Origin of the sequence: Bradyrhizobium sp. th-b2 (genome assembly GCF_000426785.1) — a bacterium.
In the GTDB taxonomy this organism is placed as follows: domain Bacteria; phylum Pseudomonadota; class Alphaproteobacteria; order Rhizobiales; family Xanthobacteraceae; genus Bradyrhizobium; species Bradyrhizobium septentrionale.
This window is the reverse complement of record NZ_AUGA01000036.1, coordinates 25,785-40,938: the sequence shown is the minus strand read 5'-3', so window position 1 is coordinate 40,938 and position 15,154 is coordinate 25,785. Positions and strand designations below refer to the sequence as shown.

Genomic DNA, 15,154 nt, shown 5'->3' with positions numbered 1-15,154 from the left:
GAGCGAAATGGCCGATCATCTCGACGACTACATGAACGCCGTCGCCCGTGCGATGGCGTTGCCGCTGGAAGACGCCTGGCGTCCCGCGGTGCGCGCCAATCTCGAGGCCTCGCTGCGGTTGGCGCGGCTGGTCGATGACTTCCCGCTGCCGGACGAGATCGTGTCCGCCGCGATCTATTCGACCTGAGACCGCGATGTCCGAAACTCCCACGTTCATGTCGGCCGCCGAAATCGCGCAGGCCGTATCAAGCCGCAAGATGACTGCCCTCGCAGCGACCGAAGCTGCGCTCGCGCGCATCGCGGCGCACGACAAGGTGCTCAACTCCTTCACCGACGTCACCGCCGATCGTGCGCGTGCCAGGGCCAGGGCAGTCGATGCCGCGCTCGCGGTAGGCCAATCGGTCGGCCCGCTCGCCGGCGTTCCCTTCGCGGTCAAGAACCTGTTCGACGTGCAGGGGCTCTCGACCCGCGCCGGCTCGAAGATCAACCGCGACCTGCCGCCGTCGCCGCGCGATGCCGCGCTGATCGAGCGGATGGAAGCGGCCGGCGCCGTGCTGGTCGGCGCGCTCAACATGGGCGAATACGCCTACGACTTCACCGGCGAGAACGTGCATGACGGCCCGTCGCGCAATCCGCATGACCCGACGCGGATGACCGGCGGCTCCTCGGGCGGCTCGGGCAGCGCCGTCGGCGGCGCGCTGGTGCCGATTGCGCTCGGCTCCGATACCAACGGCTCGATCCGCGTACCCTCGTCGTTCTGCGGCACCTTTGGCCTGAAGCCGACCTATGGCAGGTTGTCGCGCGCGCGGTCCTATCCGTTCGTCGCGAGCCTCGACCATCTCGGTCCGCTGGCGCGCAGCGTGAAGGATCTCGCGCTCGCCTATGACGCCATGCAGGGACCTGACGGCGATGATCCCGCCTGCATCGTGCAGTCGATCGAGCCGACCGTGCCGTTGCTTGCCAATGATGTCGGCCGGCTGCGCGTTGCGATCGCCGGCGGCTATTTCCAGCAGAACGTGTTTCCGGAGGCTGTCGAAGCGGTCGCACGCGTGGCGAAGGCGCTCGGTGCCACGCAGACAGTGGAGCTGCCGGAGGCGGCGCGCGCCCGCGCCGCGGCCTTCATCACCACCACCACCGAGGGTGCCGCACTGCATCTCGATCGCCTGCGCAAGCGTCCCAATGATTTCGATCCGGCGGTGCGCGACCGCTTCATCGCGGGTGCGATGGTCCCGGCCGTCTATGTCGACAAGGCGCAGAAATTCCGCCGCTGGTTCCGCGCCAAGGCAGCGGAGCTGTTCCAGTCGGTCGACGTGATCCTTGCGCCGGCGACGCCGTGCACCGCGCCGAAGCTCGGCCAGGTCAATTTCACGCTCGACGGCGTCGAGCTGCCGGTGCGCGCCAATATCGGCATCCACACCCAGCCGATCTCCTTTATCGGCTTGCCGGTCGTGGCCGTGCCGGTGCCGCTCGAGCCGATGCCGATCGGCGTGCAGATCATCGCCGCGCCCTGGCGCGAGGACATCGCGTTGCGGGTCGCCTACATGCTGGAACAGATGGGCGTTGCTGCGGCACCCGCACCGAGAGGACTCTGATATGGACATTGATCTTCCCGACGTGGTCGCCGAAGTCACCGCGCAGTTCCAGCGCTACGAGAAGGCGCTGGTGTCGAACGATGTCGCGGTGCTCGACGAGCTGTTCCGCAACGACAGCCGCACGCTGCGCTATGGCATCGGCGAGAACCTCTATGGCTATACCGAGATCATGGCGTTTCGCGCCGGGCGCTCGCCGGTCGGCCTGATGCGCAAGATCGACCGCACCGTGATCACGACCTATGGCCGCGACACCGCAATCGCCTCGACGCTGTTTTACCGGGACAGCACACCGGGTAGAGTGGGGCGGCAGATGCAGACGTGGATTCGCTTCCCCGAGGGCTGGAGAATCGTCGCGGCCCATGTCAGCGTCATCGACGAGCCCAAGACTACTTGAACAACGGCGTTTGAACCGGACTGCTTGAAAGGACGCTTGAGGCATGAGCCTGGACGATCTTCCGACGCGTATGCCGCCGGGCGCCGAGCCCGACGCGGCCGTGCGCCGCGTCGATCGCCCGTCGTCGCTCACCGACAAGATCACCCGCGCCGAAGAGCTGCGGCTGCAACTCGCCGACGAGATCGTGCGCGGCACGCTGCCGCCGGGCGCCGGGCTCGACGAGACCGACCTCGCGCGCCGCTTCAACGTCTCCCGCACGCCGGTGCGCGAGGCGCTGCGGCAGCTTGCCGCCAGCGGCCTGATCGATGCCCGCGCCCATCGCGGCGCGGTGGTGGCGCGGCCGTCCCTTGAAAGGCTCACCGGCATGTTCGAGGCGATGGCCGAGCTGGAGGCGATGTGCGCCGGCCTTGCCGCCGAGCGGATGACGCCGGCGGAGCGCCACGCGCTGGAAGCGGTCCATGAGGAGCTGCGGGTCTTGAGCTACACCGGCAATCCCGAGCGCTTCCACGAGGTCAATGAGCGCTTCCACAACGCGATCTACGCCGGATCGCAGAACGCCTATATCGCCGAGATCACCCTGGCGACCCGCGTGCGCGTGCAGCCATTCCGCCGCGCCCAGTTCCGCAACCTCGGGCGGCTGGCAAAATCCCACGCCGAGCACGACCGCGTCGTCGTCGCCATCATGCGCGGCGACAAGCCAGGTGCCGCCGCCGCAATGCGCGCCCATATCGAGCAGGTGCGCGGCGAATACGAGACCTACGCGGTGTCGGTGTAAGGCACGACCAGAGCAGGCTGCAAAGAAAGGGCGTCACCTTGAGCCATGACGAATCCAAGATTGCTGCAGCGCGCCGAAGCATATTTGAAGCTGCGCAAGATATGCTCGCGGGACGGCTTTCGTACATCGAAGGAGCAAGAAAAATCTGTCCAGCCCGCTTCGCGTGGGGGCTGGATGAATGGGACCCGGATTTGGTGCCCTTCGTCGGCATTTTCTCCGAAACGGATGCGCTGCCGGTGGGCGATGAGAGATCACTCTGGCAAAAGTCGGCGCTGGAGGCTCTTGCGCCGGAGATAGCTCGAATGGAGGCTTGGGCCCGGAAATTTGGAGAGCCTCATTCTAAAAGCCTCGTAGAGCGTTTTTCCTGCGGAGAAATTGAATTGTAGCGGCGAGTATGGAGCCCTCCTTACCTCGCCCCGCTTGCGGGGAGAGGTCGGATCGCATCGTTAGATGCGATCCGGGTGTGGGGGGACAGGTCTTTCGGTAGTCACGGAACGTTGAGAGAAGCCCCTCCCCGCAAGAGCGGGGCGAGGGAGCACACCATTCCCGCGGTTACGCCTTCACCTTCTCCGCCATGAACGCCCGCCAACCGCCATAGGCGGAAATATCCTTCGCGCCGTTGATTGCGGCGGGCTCGACGATGAAGCCCTTGGCCTGCCGTCCGTCGGCGAGCCTGATCGTGCCGATCGAGAGCGGCGGCGGAATCGCGGCAACGAATTTTCCGAACGCGGCCGGCGACATCGCCCAGAGCTCGAGCTTGATCGCGTGTCCTGCGTCGCCCTCGATGCGCAGCATGCCGGGCTTCGGCGGCGTGGTGTCGAGTGCGTAGAGCCTGTAGTCCGGCGCGGTGACCGCCTCCTCGAGCAGGCGCGCATCCAGCGTCGTCAGCTCGTGGTTCAGCGCCATGCCGGAGAGATGCGCGCCGACCACTGCGATGGTGATCTCGTCGGCCCCGGCCTGCGCCGGCACTGCGGCGAGCGGTGGCTGCGGCAGCGCCTTGGCGCCGATGGCAAGTCCGGTGTCGGCGTGGAACACGCGGCCGATGCCGGCAAGCTCGGCATCGCGGCCGGCGGGCGCGAGCAGCGTGATGCCGAACGGCGCACCGTCGGGCCGCATCGCCGCCGGCAGCGCGAGGCCGCAGAGATCGAGCAGGTTGACGAAATTGGTGTAGGTGCCGAGCCGCGAGTTCAGCTCGATCGGGTTGGCCAGCACGTCAGCGGTGGAATAGACGGTCGGGGCCGTCGGCAGCACGATCGCGCCACACTGCGCAAAGGTGCGCTCGGCGACACGGCGCAGCGCCTGCAGGCGGTACAGCGCAGTGAACGTATCCGCCGCCGTGAGCCGCGCTCCGCCGATCGTGATCTCGCGCGTCACCGGATGGATTGCGTCCGGCGACGACGCCAAGAGGTCACGGATCACGAGATAGCGCTCGGCGACCCACGGCCCCTCATAGAGCAGCCGCGCGGTTTCGTAGAACGGCTCGAGATCGAACTCGACGAGGTCGGCGCCAAGCGACTGCCAGCGCTTGCATGCCTCGCCATAGGCTTTCTCGGCCTCGCGGTCGCCGAAGAAGATCAACTGACCGCTTTTGGGAATGCCGAGCTTCAGCTTGGCCGGAAACGTTGCCAGTGATGCCAGCGGCCGGTCGCGCGAGAACGGATCGGCTTCATCCGGCCTGGCCATCACGGCGAGCGCGGCCATCGCATCGTCGACGGTCAGCGAGAACACCGAGATGCAGTCGAGCGTTCGGCACGCAGGCACGAGTCCCGCGTTCGAGATCAGCCCGAGGCTCGGCTTGAGGCCGACGATGTTGTTGAGCATCGCCGGCACCCGGCCGCTGCCGGCGGTGTCGGTGCCGAGCGACAGCGCGACCAGTCCCGCGGATACCGCGACCGCGGAGCCCGAGCTCGATCCGCCGGGCACGAGATCGCCGCGCACCGGATTTTTGGGAATGCCGTAGGGCGAACGCACGCCGACCAGGCCGGTGGCGAACTGGTCGAGATTGGTCTTGCCGATGATGATGGCGCCGGCCGCGCGCAGCCGGGCGACCGCGGTGGAGTCGTGCGCCGGCATGTAGGAGAAGGCCGGGCAGGCTGCGGTGGTCGGCAGGCCCTTGACGTCGATATTGTCCTTCACGGCGACCGGCACGCCGTAGAGCGGCAGCGTCGGGTCGGCGAGGCGCCCGGCCTCGGCGAGCGCCTCCTTTTCGTCGCGCAGGCTGATGAAGATGGCGGGATCGTTGTGCTCGCGGATGCGCTGGTAGCTGCGCGCCACCGTTTGGGCCGGCGTCATGGTCCCGGCGCGATGCGAGGCGACGATCGCGGCGACAGTTTCAGTCACGTGGTTGGCCCCGTCTGTTGAGCGGCAAGGCATCGGATGTCCTGCGCGAGGGAATTGTAGCCTGATCGAAGCAAGCAATGTGCCATTGTGTACAATTCGAATGCGCTCGCGTCACGGCAAATTATTGTACGATATCAATTGTTTGAAGCGGTCGCCAGCAACTGCTGCAGACTCGCCTGCGAATGCTTCTGCCTAATCTTAGGGCAGGTCTGATCAAGCCGAAATCTGAGCCGGAGGTCAGGTGAAGCAGGCAAGGATCTGCAGCAGCCGCTCGCGGTTTTCCTTGCCGATCTTCGCGGCGACATGCCGCTCGTGCTCGGCGGCGAGCCGCTTGAACTGGGCCAGCGCGGTCCTGCCGCGCGCGGTCAAATGCAGCGCATGGGTGCGGCGGTCGGTGGCGGAGGGGATACGGCTGACGAAGTCGCGTTCTTCCAGGCTGTCGAGCAGATGAACCAGCCGCGCGCGCTCGATCCCGAGCCGCTTGGCCACCGCCATCTGGCTCAGGCCCGGATTGGCGCCGATCACGGTCATGACCGAATATTGGGTCGGACGGATATCGGCCGCCGCCAGCGTCTTGATGAAGTCCTGGAAGATCCAGAGTTGGAAGCGCCGCACCGCGTAGCCGGCGTGGCCGGCCAGCGCGTCGAGGCCGATCTCGTCGCCGTTGTCGCCGCGATGTGCCCGGCCGTTCGCCGCCCGCGCCTGGGGGCGGCGGATTGCCGCTCCGGTTCCTGCCGCCTTGCGCAACGTCTTTTGCTGGCTTGCCATGGCGGCGATGCTAGCGCGCCCGAGGCGCAAGGGAAAGATTGTTGTTGACGACAACAATTGTTGCTCGCAACTTTGTAGCCAAAGAGCCCGGCCGGGACCGCGATGCTGCACGATGTTGCAGCGCGGTCCTGCAAGATGCGGGCGAGGAGGAAATTATGACGATGGCCGCCAGCGCAGACAATCCAGACCGCCTGTTCGCGACGCCCGCGATCGTTGCCGACCGCCGTCAAGACGGCAGCATCCTGGTTCGATCCACCATGCCGCTGAAGCAAGGTGCCCGCTGCATCGGCGACTGGCTGGAGCATTGGGCGCGGCAGGCGCCGGATCGCATCTTCCTCGGCGAGCGCGCCAGTGCCGAGGCGCCCTGGAGCACGGTCAGCTATCGCGATGCGCTCGGAATCGTGCGCCGCGCTGCATCGTGGGTGCTGGCGCAAGGGCTGAGCGCCGACCGGCCGCTCGTCATCCTGTCCGACAACGGCATCGATCACGCACTGTTTGCGCTCGCCGCCCAGCATGTCGGCGTGCCTTCGGCCGCGATCTCGCCGGCCTATTCGCTGATGTCGCGGGATTTCGACAAGCTGAAGAGCATGATCGAACTGCTCGATCCCGGCGCGATCTATGTCACGGGCACAAAGCTGTTCGCGCCGGCACTTGCCGCGATCGAGCCGCTGCATCGGGCGACCCTCGTCAGCGGCAATCCCGGCGATGCCGACGCAATGCCGTTCCGCACCGTCGCAACGACGCCGGAAGCGCCCGAGATTGCAAAAGCCTTCGCGGCGGTGACGCCGGACACGATAGCAAAATTCCTGTTCACCTCGGGCTCGACAGGCACGCCGAAGGCCGTGATCAACACCCAGCGCATGCTGACATCGAGCCAGCAGGCCAAGGCGCAGACCTGGACGTTCCTGGATCAGTCCGGTGGCGAGCTTGTGATCCTGGACTGGCTGCCCTGGAGCCACACCTTCGGCGCCAATCACAATTTCAATCTGGTGCTGCGCAACGGCGGCACGCTCTATATCGACGGCGGCAAGCCGGCGCCCGGCCTGTTCGCGACCTCGCTCGCCAATCTGCGCAGCGTGGTGCCGACGGTCTATTTCAACGTGCCGCGCGGCTTCGACATGCTGATCGCGGCGCTCCGCACCGATGGCGAGCTGCGCCGCAAATTCTTCGAAGGAACCAAATTCGCCTTCTATGCCGGCGCGGCGCTGCCGCCGAATCTGTGGGACGCGCTGGAGGAATTGTCGCTGCAAACCGTGGGGCGGCGCTTGCCGATGGTGTCGGCCTGGGGCTCGACCGAAACCTCGCCGCTCGCGACCGATTGTCACTTCCTCGCCAAACGCTCCGGCAATATCGGCGTGCCGATCCCCGGCACCGAACTCAAGCTCGTGCCGTCGGGCGACAAGCTCGAGGTGCGCGTGCGCGGGCCCAATGTCACGCCGGGTTACTGGAAGGCGCCCGGGCTCACCGCCGAGGCCTTCGACGACGAGGGCTTTTACAAGATCGGCGACGCCGTCACCTTCGCCGATCCTGACAGGCCCGATCTTGGCCTGTTCTTCGACGGCCGCGTCGCCGAGGATTTCAAGCTCAATTCAGGAACCTGGGTCAGCGTCGGCACCTTGCGCGTCGCGGGCATCGCGGCACTGGCCCCGCTTGCGCAGGACATCGTCGTCACTGGTCATGGCCGCGACGAGGTGCGGTTCCTGGTGTTTCCGAACATTGCCGCCTGCCGCGCACTGGCGGAACTTTCCGAGAGCGCCGACGTGCGAGAGGTGATCAGCCATCCTGCGATCCGCTCCGCGATCGGGCAGGGGCTGGCAAAACTGAAGGCGCAAGGCGGCCATTCCTCCGGCCACGCCACCCGTGCGCTGCTGCTGGCCGAGCCCGCCTCGGTCGATGGCGGGGAGATCACCGACAAGGGCTACATCAACCAGCGCGCCGTGCTGACGCGCCGCGCCGCAGCAGTGGCGGTCCTGGAGGACGGCGCGTCGGCCGAGCCGATCGCCTGCGCGGGCTCGTGACGTGATTTGTACCGGTAGGGTGCTGGCAGGGCGCCACGTACACCGCCGTCGTCCCTGCGAAAGCAGGGACCCATATTCCGCGGCCGACGTTGTGTACAAAGGTCGTCGTTCCGCTGGCGCGCAATAATCAGCATTGGTGGTCATGGGTCCCGGCTCGGAGGCCGGGACGACACCGAGTTTGTGGAACGTCTGGCGGACCATACACTTGAGCCGTCCGCACCGGTTCCCCGGAGCCTTGCCCCGCAAGGGTTCGTATTTTTAGTTGCCATGGCAACTAAGCTGTGCGAGTTTCCGTGCCAATCGGGACAGGGCCGGTCAACGGCCACGCGTTTGGGAGGAAAATGTTGCGCAGCAGCGCGCGAGCGGCACGCATGGAAGACCGGGCGAATATCGCGGTGGCGCAGGGTGCCGCCGTACGGTCAGGTCGTGCTTTGCCCGGTCACGGCGCCGAGATTCTCGTGCAACCGGCGCAACAGGTCGATCAGCACCTCGCGCTCGTCCTTTTTCAGGCACGACAGCAGCCGCCGCTCGCGCTCCAGCGCCGCGACGATCACCTTGTCGTGGATGGCGCGGCCGCGCGCGGTCAGCGTGATCGAATGGGTGCGGCCGTCGTCGGGCGCCGTGCGGATCGTCAAAAGCCCGCGCTTCTGCAGCGCCGCGAGGTTGCGGCTGACCGGGCCCTTGTCGAAGCCGATCACCTGACAGATCCGCGAGGCCGGAATCCCCGGCTCGATCGCCAGTTGCGAGATGATTCGCCACTCGGTGACGTTGACGCCAAAGTTCTTCTGGTAAAAGGCGGTGGCGCTGTTCGACAGCTTGTTGCCGATGAAGGTGATGAACGCCGGCACATAGCGATTGAGGTCCAGCAGCGGGCCGTCGGTGGCGTCTGCGGGATCGGCCGGTCTCGGCCGGCGGGGCTTTCGGGGGAGGGGCTGACTGCTCATTTCTCAAATCATCGCTGCGAAACTGCTCGGGAGCAATAGACATGCGGCCCGTGTTGACAAGATCAAACCTCGGGAGGTCCCGATGACTGCAACGGCAGGGACGTCCGTCCCGCACCTCGACGTCGATCCGTTTGCGCTCGAATTCTTCGCTGATCCGTTCCCGACCCATGAGCGGCTGCGCGAGGCCGCACCCGTGGTCTATCTCGACAAGTTGAACGTCTACGGCGTGGCCCGCTATGCCGAGGTCCATGCGGTCCTGAACGATCCCGCGACCTTCTGCTCCAGCCGCGGCGTCGGCCTCAGCGACTTTTCCAAGGAGAAGCCGTGGCGGCCGCCGAGCCTGATCCTGGAGGCCGACCCGCCGGCGCATACCCGCACCCGCACGGTGCTGAGCTCGGTGCTGTCAGCGACCGTGATGAAGCAGCTTCGCGGGCGATTTTCCGCCGCCGCGGAGGCCCGCGTCGATGTGCTGTTGGAGAAGCGCCGTTTCGACGCGATCGAGGACCTTGCGGAAGCCTATCCGCTGTCGATCTTCCCGGATGCGCTGGGCTTGCGGCCGGAGGGCCGCGAGCATCTGCTGCCTTACGCAAGCCTGGTGTTCAACGCCTTCGGGCCGCCGAACGAGCTCCGCAAGCAGGCGATCGAGCGCTCGGCGCCGCATCAGGCCTATATTGCCGAGCAGTGTCAGCGCGACAATCTCACCCCGGGCGGCATCGGGGCCTGCATCCACGCCCATGTCGATAGCGGTGCCATTACCGCGACCGAGGCGCCGCTGCTGGTGCGCTCGCTGCTATCGGCCGGTCTCGACACCACCGTCAACGGCATCGGTGCCGCCGTCTACTGCCTTGCCCGCTTCCCCGACCAGTTCGAGAGGCTGCGCGGCGACCCGACGCTGGCGCGCAACGCTTTCGAGGAAGCCGTGCGGTTCGAAAGTCCGGTCCAGACGTTCTTCCGCACCACGACCCGCGACGTCGAGCTCAGTGGCGCCAGCATCCCCGAAGGCGAGAAGGTGCTGATGTTCCTGGCTGCGGCCAATCGTGATCCGCGCCGCTGGGAACAGCCCGATAGCTACGACATCACGCGTCGTACGTCGGGCCATGTCGGCTACGGTTCGGGCATCCATATGTGTGTCGGCCAACTTGTCGCCCGCCTCGAAGGCGAAGTGATGATGGCGGCGCTCGCGCGTCGTGTCGCCAAGATCGAAATATCAGGCGAGCCAAAGCGCCTTTTCAACAACACACTGCGCGGGCTCAGCAGCCTGCCGGTCGAGATCACGCCGGCCTGACGAGAAGCTCAATACCGGCAAAGGTTGGTTGAGGAAACAGGGGAGTGGATAGGATGAGGGGCTTCGGAGTTGGGCGATTTAGGATTGGACTTGCGCTGGCACTGGCCTGCGCCGCAGGCAGCGCACGCGCGGAGATTTCCGGCGATGTGGTGCGCGTCGGCGTGCTCAACGACATTTCCGGCATCTTCCAGGACACCAACGGCATGGGCTCGGTGGAAGCCGCGCGCATGGCGGCGGAGGATTTCAACGGCGGGGCTAAGGGCATCAAGGTCGAGATCGTCTATGCCGATCACCAGAACAAGGCCGACGTCGGATCTGCGATCGCGCGCAAATGGCTCGATGTCGAAGGCGTCGATGCCATTGTCGACGTGCCGAACTCGGCCGTCGGCCTCGCCATCAACACCATCCTGCGCGATAGCAGGATGACGTTCCTGGCGTCGTCGACCGCAAGCTCCGATCTCACCGGCAAGGCCTGCTCGCCGAACACCATTCAATGGGTCAACGACGCCTGGGCGACCGGCAACACCACCGCGGCCGCGATGATGCAGCGCGGCGGCAAGGACTGGTATTTTGTGACCGTCGACTACGCACTCGGCAAAGGCATTGAAGCTGAAGCGACGAACTATATCGAGAAGCACGGCGGCAAGGTCCTGGGATCGAGCAAGCATCCGCTCGGCACATCGGACTTCGCGTCCTTTCTGCTGCAGGCGCAGAACTCGAAAGCAAAGGTGATCGGGCTCGCCAATGCCGGCGGCGACACCATCAACGCGGTGAAGCAGGCGGCCGAGTTCGGCATCCAGCAGGGCGGCCAGACCATGGTCGCGTTCCTGCTGTTCGTGAACGACGTCCACGGCATGGGCCTGAAGGTCGCGCAGGGCCTGCAGCTGCTGGAGGCCTTCTACTGGGACATGAATGACGACACCCGCGCGTTTGCAAAACGCTTCGCCGCGCGTCCCGGCATGAACGGCAAGATGCCGAGCGGCAACCAGGCCGGCGTCTATGCCGCGACGCTCGCCTACCTCAACGCGGTTGCCGCCACCGGCAGCGACGACGCCAAGGCCGTGGTGCCGCAGATGAAGACCTTCAAGGGCATGGACAAGCTGTTCGGCGAGACCGCGATCCGCCAGGACGGCCGCGTCGTCCACCCGATGTACCTGTTCGAGGTGAAGAAGCCGGAGGAGTCGAAATACCCTTACGACTATTACAAGCTGATCGCGACCATCCCTGCCGACCAGGCCTTCCGCCCGCTGGCCGATGGCGGCTGCTCGCTGGTGAAGTGAGGCGCGCTCCGTTTGCCTCGCCCCGCTTGCGGGGAGAGGATGACGCGCTCGAAGAGCGCGGCGGGTGAGGGGGACCCTCCACGAGTCGCAATCGTGGATGGAGCCCCTCACCCCGACCCTCTCCCCGTAAGAACGAGGAGAGGGAGAAGACCTACGCCGCCTTCGGGCTCGCTGCACCGTCCGTCACCTTCACCCGCGCCAGCATCTCGGCCGCCGTCATCACATGCGCTGTCGAGAACGCGAGGATCGTCAGCGTGGCGCGATGCACCTGCTCGGCTGACAGAGCGCCCTGGCCGACATCCGGATAGTCGAACGTGCCCGTCGCATCCGACAGGAAGACCACCTTGTAATTGTGGAACATGGCGTCCCGCGCGGTGGCGTGGCAGCAGTTCTCGGTCGTCGTCCCTGAAATGATGACCGTCGTGATGCCCCATTCGCGCAGGATGAGGTCGAGGTCGGTGGCGAAGAACGCGCTGTAGCGGTGCTTCTTGATGACGTGCTCGCTCGGCGCGGGTGCGAGGTCATTGAAGATCTCGACGCCCGCGGTGCCATCGACCAGCGACGACCGGTCGGCGATGGGCGAATAGAGATCGTCATAGAGCCCCATGTCGCTGCCGTCGCGGCGATGCACATGCGCGGTGTAGATGACGCGGATGCCCTTGTCGCGACAGGCCTTCAGCGTTTGCGCCAGCCGGGGCACCATGGCGGCCGCTTGCGCGGAACGCAGCTTGGCGCCCTCGGCCACGAAATCGTTCTGCATGTCGACAACGATCATGACGGTTCGGGCGGGATCGATGATGTCGCATTGGTAGCCCATGTGGTGTCTCCTCTTCTAAAGGGAGATATTTCTACATCCCCCGCGGCAGCCGTTCTTGGCTGCGCCGGCCAATCGCTGGCCTGTGCTTGCCAGAACCGGGCGGCGGACGCAGAATATCCCGCTGCCGGGTTGGGTGGGAGCAAGGTCCGATGCAGACCCCAGATCACACAGTCGTCGCGCAAACGCTTGTCGCGCCAGGTGACAGTTTCGACCGCTGGCATCACGTCACCTGCCGCGAGTTCTCGTTGACCGAATGCCGCCGGGTCGCCGACGAGGCGTTTGCCGCGTCGATCTCGATCCGCAATTTTGGCCCGCTTGCGATCAACGACATCTGGTCGTCGACCCCGGCGGCCGACCGGATCCGGGTGGTGCGCAGCGCGAGCGACGTCCGCCGGGACCCGCGCGACTATTTCATGCTTTGGCTCACGTTGCGCGGCGAGGTCGGCTTTACACAGGGCGGGCGCGAGGTGCAGATGCGCCGCGGCGATCTCATGCTCCATGACCAGGCGCAGCCGTTCACGCTCGAATTCGCCCCGAGCGCGCGTTCGATCATGGTGTCGATCCCGCGGCCGCTGCTGCTCGCGCGCCTGCCGGATGCGCAGCGCCTGACCGCACGGCGGGTCGGCAACGATTCGAAAGTGGGAGCGCTGGCGGGATCGCTGATCGGCCGGTTGACGCGGCTCGATGATGCGGCGGGACCGGCTGCGGTACGGCTCGGCGCCTCGGCGCTCGACATTTTCGCAACGACGCTGCAAACCGAGCTGACGGATGACATGCCGCGGCACGGCGACGAACGGCTGGCGCGGGTCAAGGGCTACATTCTCGCCAATCTCGACGATTCCGAGCTCGATCTCGATGCGATCGCCAAGGCGCAGCATATGGCGCCGCGCACGCTCAATCGCCTGGTCGCGCGCGAGGGTACGACGCCGATCCGCTGGCTCTGGCAGCAGCGTCTCGCCGGCGCCTACCGGGCGCTGGCCGAACGACGCTTCAGCCACGTCACCGATGTCGCGTTGAGTTTCGGCTTCAGCGACGTCTCGCATTTCAGCCGCGCCTTCAAGGCCGCGTTCGGCCGGTCGCCCCATCAGGTGATGGGGTGACGCGCGGATCGACCTTTCGTCACGGCGCGCAGGAGAAACTCGACGCCGCGATCACCGGTCCAGTCTTGTGGTGCGGCCAGGCCGGCCAGCGGCACAGCGGCAGCGCGCGCAACGTCTCGAAACCCGGCGCCTGCACTTTCTGCTCCGTCACTTCCAGATCGGCGGGCGTCTTGCCGTTCTCGACCCAGTCGACCAGCACCGCCAGCATGTCGACATTCGCCGGCGCGCCGGAGCCGACATGGTCGACGCCGGGCGCGGTGTAGAGCCGCGCAAACTCCGCCGTCTTCTCCTTGCCGAGCGTCTTCTCGACAGTCTCGAAATAGCGGATGCCGGCATAAGGGCTTTGCGCATAATCGGCCATGTGCTCGAGGATCACGAGCTTGCCGCCATGGGTGTGGAAGCGGCTGAGATCCGTATCGGTTGAATCCATCAGCGCGGAGACCTGCCGCACGCGATCCTTGTAGTCCTCCGGCCTGTAGGTCGTGACGTCGAGTTTTGGATCGCGCGCGAAGACATACTGGATTCCGCCGGCGCCGTAGATCCAGGCGATGCCGTTGGTGGGCGCGGGCGGTTGCGCCGGCGCCGTGGTGCCGAGCCACCACGCCTTCCATCCGCCGGTCGGGCCGAATGCCGGTGTGTTCTCGCCGGACACGCCCCAGCCCGGATAGTCGTCGAGCCCGTTGGCGAGCGGGAACGAAAATTTGTAGGTCGCATGCAGCGTGTCGATCGCCGCGATCTGCTTGTCGGTCAGACAGTCGTCGCCGCTCTGGCCCGCCGCGCATGCCAGCGAGGCCGGCTTGAACGCGGCCTTGCAGCCGACCGGGTCCTGCACCAGCGCGTCGTCGGAGCCGTCCTGTCTGTCGCAGGCCTTCAGCACGGCATCTGCCACCAGCTTCACCTGGGCCGGGCGGATCCAGCCGTCGCCCATCGTGACAAGGCCCGAGCGGGTGCCGGCATGCTGCAGCCCCACCCAGTTGATCACGGGCACGCGCGCGAAAATGCCGTCGAAATCGTCGGGGTAGCGCTGCGCCATGGTCAGCGCCTCGCGGCCGCCTTCGGACGATCCCATGAAATACGTCTTCGCCGGCGGTTTGCCGTAGGCGCGCACAACAAGCGTCCGCGCTGCGTCGCGCACTTTCTTGTAGGCCTTGTGCGAAAAATTCTCGAACGCCTCGTCGTTGAGCGCGAACAGCTGGGGCGGCTCGCCGGGCTTCGACTCGTGGCCGGAATCGGTGCCGACGGTCGCGAAGCCGAGTGCCAGCGGCGAGGATTTGTCGAACGGATAGGCCGGCGGCAGGCCAAGGCCGCTGATCAGCACGCCGTTGAAGCCGCCGCCGCCATACTGCAGCGAGCGGCCGTTCCACTCCACCGGCAAGTTGACCTCGAACTTGATCGGCGGTGCCGTGGGATCGGCGGGATCGATATGGGCGAGCACCTTGCAGAAGGCGGGATTGGCCGGGACGACGCGGCCGGATGGTGTCGGTCCCTTCTCGGCAACCGCGAGCGGCGACGGCGCCTGGAGCATTGCGCTATCGACCTTGATCGTGCCATCGGCGGGGCCGGCAAGTCCGCTACAGGTGGCCACGGGATCGGCGAGCATCTGCGCCGCCGCCGCGTCGCCTGCGAATGACGTCAGCGTGGCAAGCGAAGCCGCAAGCGCCCATGCGCGCGCATCGATCTGCATTGTTTCCTCCCCGCAATAATTGTTGCCGTGGCAAGTATTTCACGCGAGGGGTCGGTGCACAATGGTTGCAAGCAGTTCCGTCATCCCCGCGCAAAGGCTCCGCCTTTGTCGCTGGAGGTGCTCGCGAAGCGAGCCTCGAAGGATGCACGGCCACCAG

14 protein-coding genes are annotated in these 15,154 nt (G+C 66.1%); 9 read left to right on the top strand and 5 right to left on the bottom strand.

The features are described 5' to 3' along the window. Positions 1-7: 7 nt before the first annotated feature. Genes K359_RS0131855 through K359_RS53515 form a run of 5 tightly spaced genes read left to right on the top strand, consistent with a single transcriptional unit; the run spans position 8 to position 3,147 of the window. A complete protein-coding gene (locus tag K359_RS0131855; protein ID WP_029082948.1) occupies positions 8-187 on the top strand; it encodes a DUF4089 domain-containing protein in 180 nt (59 codons plus the stop codon). 7 nt (positions 188-194) lie between these two features. Next, the gene (locus tag K359_RS0131850) at positions 195-1,592 is read left to right on the top strand and encodes an AtzE family amidohydrolase (RefSeq protein ID WP_029082947.1); all 1,398 of its coding nucleotides are present in this window, start codon (positions 195-197) and stop codon (positions 1,590-1,592) included. Between the two features lies 1 nt (position 1,593). Further along, the gene (gene hpxZ / locus K359_RS0131845) at positions 1,594-1,986 is read left to right on the top strand and encodes an oxalurate catabolism protein HpxZ (protein ID WP_029082946.1); all 393 of its coding nucleotides are present in this window, start codon (positions 1,594-1,596) and stop codon (positions 1,984-1,986) included. A gap of 43 nt (positions 1,987-2,029) precedes the next feature. Continuing rightward, positions 2,030-2,761 (top strand): GntR family transcriptional regulator, encoded by a 732-nt coding sequence (locus tag K359_RS0131840; RefSeq protein WP_029082945.1) that lies wholly within the window; start codon positions 2,030-2,032, stop codon positions 2,759-2,761. 38 nt (positions 2,762-2,799) lie between these two features. Continuing rightward, entirely contained in the window at positions 2,800-3,147 is a 348-nt protein-coding gene (locus K359_RS53515) for a DUF2489 domain-containing protein (RefSeq protein WP_156928760.1), read from the top strand. Positions 3,148-3,313: 166 nt separating this feature from the next. On the opposite strand, the gene atzF is transcribed toward K359_RS53515, so the two are convergent. Both atzF and K359_RS0131825 read right to left on the bottom strand, forming a co-directional pair. Then, positions 3,314-5,134: an allophanate hydrolase gene (gene atzF / locus K359_RS0131830; RefSeq protein ID WP_051346519.1), complete on the bottom strand. Its 1,821-nt coding sequence runs from the start codon at positions 5,132-5,134 to the stop codon at positions 3,314-3,316. Between the two features lie 204 nt (positions 5,135-5,338). After that, entirely contained in the window at positions 5,339-5,869 is a 531-nt protein-coding gene (locus K359_RS0131825; RefSeq protein WP_051346518.1) for a MarR family winged helix-turn-helix transcriptional regulator, read from the bottom strand. Between the two features lie 155 nt (positions 5,870-6,024). On the opposite strand from K359_RS0131825, the gene K359_RS0131820 reads away from it, so the two are divergent. Beyond that, positions 6,025-7,887 (top strand): feruloyl-CoA synthase, encoded by a 1,863-nt coding sequence (locus K359_RS0131820; RefSeq protein WP_029082942.1) that lies wholly within the window; start codon positions 6,025-6,027, stop codon positions 7,885-7,887. A gap of 419 nt (positions 7,888-8,306) precedes the next feature. Here K359_RS0131820 and K359_RS0131815 read toward each other — a convergent pair whose 3' ends face one another. Next, positions 8,307-8,831 (bottom strand): MarR family winged helix-turn-helix transcriptional regulator, encoded by a 525-nt coding sequence (locus tag K359_RS0131815; RefSeq protein WP_029082941.1) that lies wholly within the window; start codon positions 8,829-8,831, stop codon positions 8,307-8,309. An 82-nt stretch (positions 8,832-8,913) separates the two neighbouring features. On the opposite strand from K359_RS0131815, the gene K359_RS0131810 reads away from it, so the two are divergent. Together K359_RS0131810 and K359_RS0131805 are read left to right on the top strand one after the other, a co-directional pair. After that, positions 8,914-10,116 carry a cytochrome P450 gene (locus tag K359_RS0131810; protein WP_029082940.1) on the top strand — a complete coding sequence of 401 codons (1,203 nt, stop codon included), beginning with the start codon at positions 8,914-8,916 and terminating at the stop codon, positions 10,114-10,116. Positions 10,117-10,169: 53 nt separating this feature from the next. Then, on the top strand, positions 10,170-11,396 hold the full coding sequence (locus K359_RS0131805; RefSeq protein ID WP_035977477.1) for an ABC transporter substrate-binding protein: 1,227 nt from the start codon (positions 10,170-10,172) through the stop codon (positions 11,394-11,396). Positions 11,397-11,547: 151 nt separating this feature from the next. Here the strand turns inward: K359_RS0131805 and K359_RS0131800 are convergent, their stop codons facing one another. Then, positions 11,548-12,213, bottom strand: coding sequence for an isochorismatase family protein (locus tag K359_RS0131800; RefSeq protein WP_029082938.1), 666 nt, complete (start codon positions 12,211-12,213; stop codon positions 11,548-11,550). A gap of 149 nt (positions 12,214-12,362) precedes the next feature. Between K359_RS0131800 and K359_RS0131795 the strand changes: the two genes are divergently transcribed. Then, positions 12,363-13,313, top strand: coding sequence for a helix-turn-helix domain-containing protein (locus K359_RS0131795; protein WP_029082937.1), 951 nt, complete (start codon positions 12,363-12,365; stop codon positions 13,311-13,313). A 19-nt stretch (positions 13,314-13,332) separates the two neighbouring features. Here K359_RS0131795 and K359_RS0131790 read toward each other — a convergent pair whose 3' ends face one another. Further along, positions 13,333-14,997, bottom strand: coding sequence for a tannase/feruloyl esterase family alpha/beta hydrolase (locus K359_RS0131790; RefSeq protein ID WP_035977475.1), 1,665 nt, complete (start codon positions 14,995-14,997; stop codon positions 13,333-13,335). Positions 14,998-15,154 lie beyond the last annotated feature (157 nt).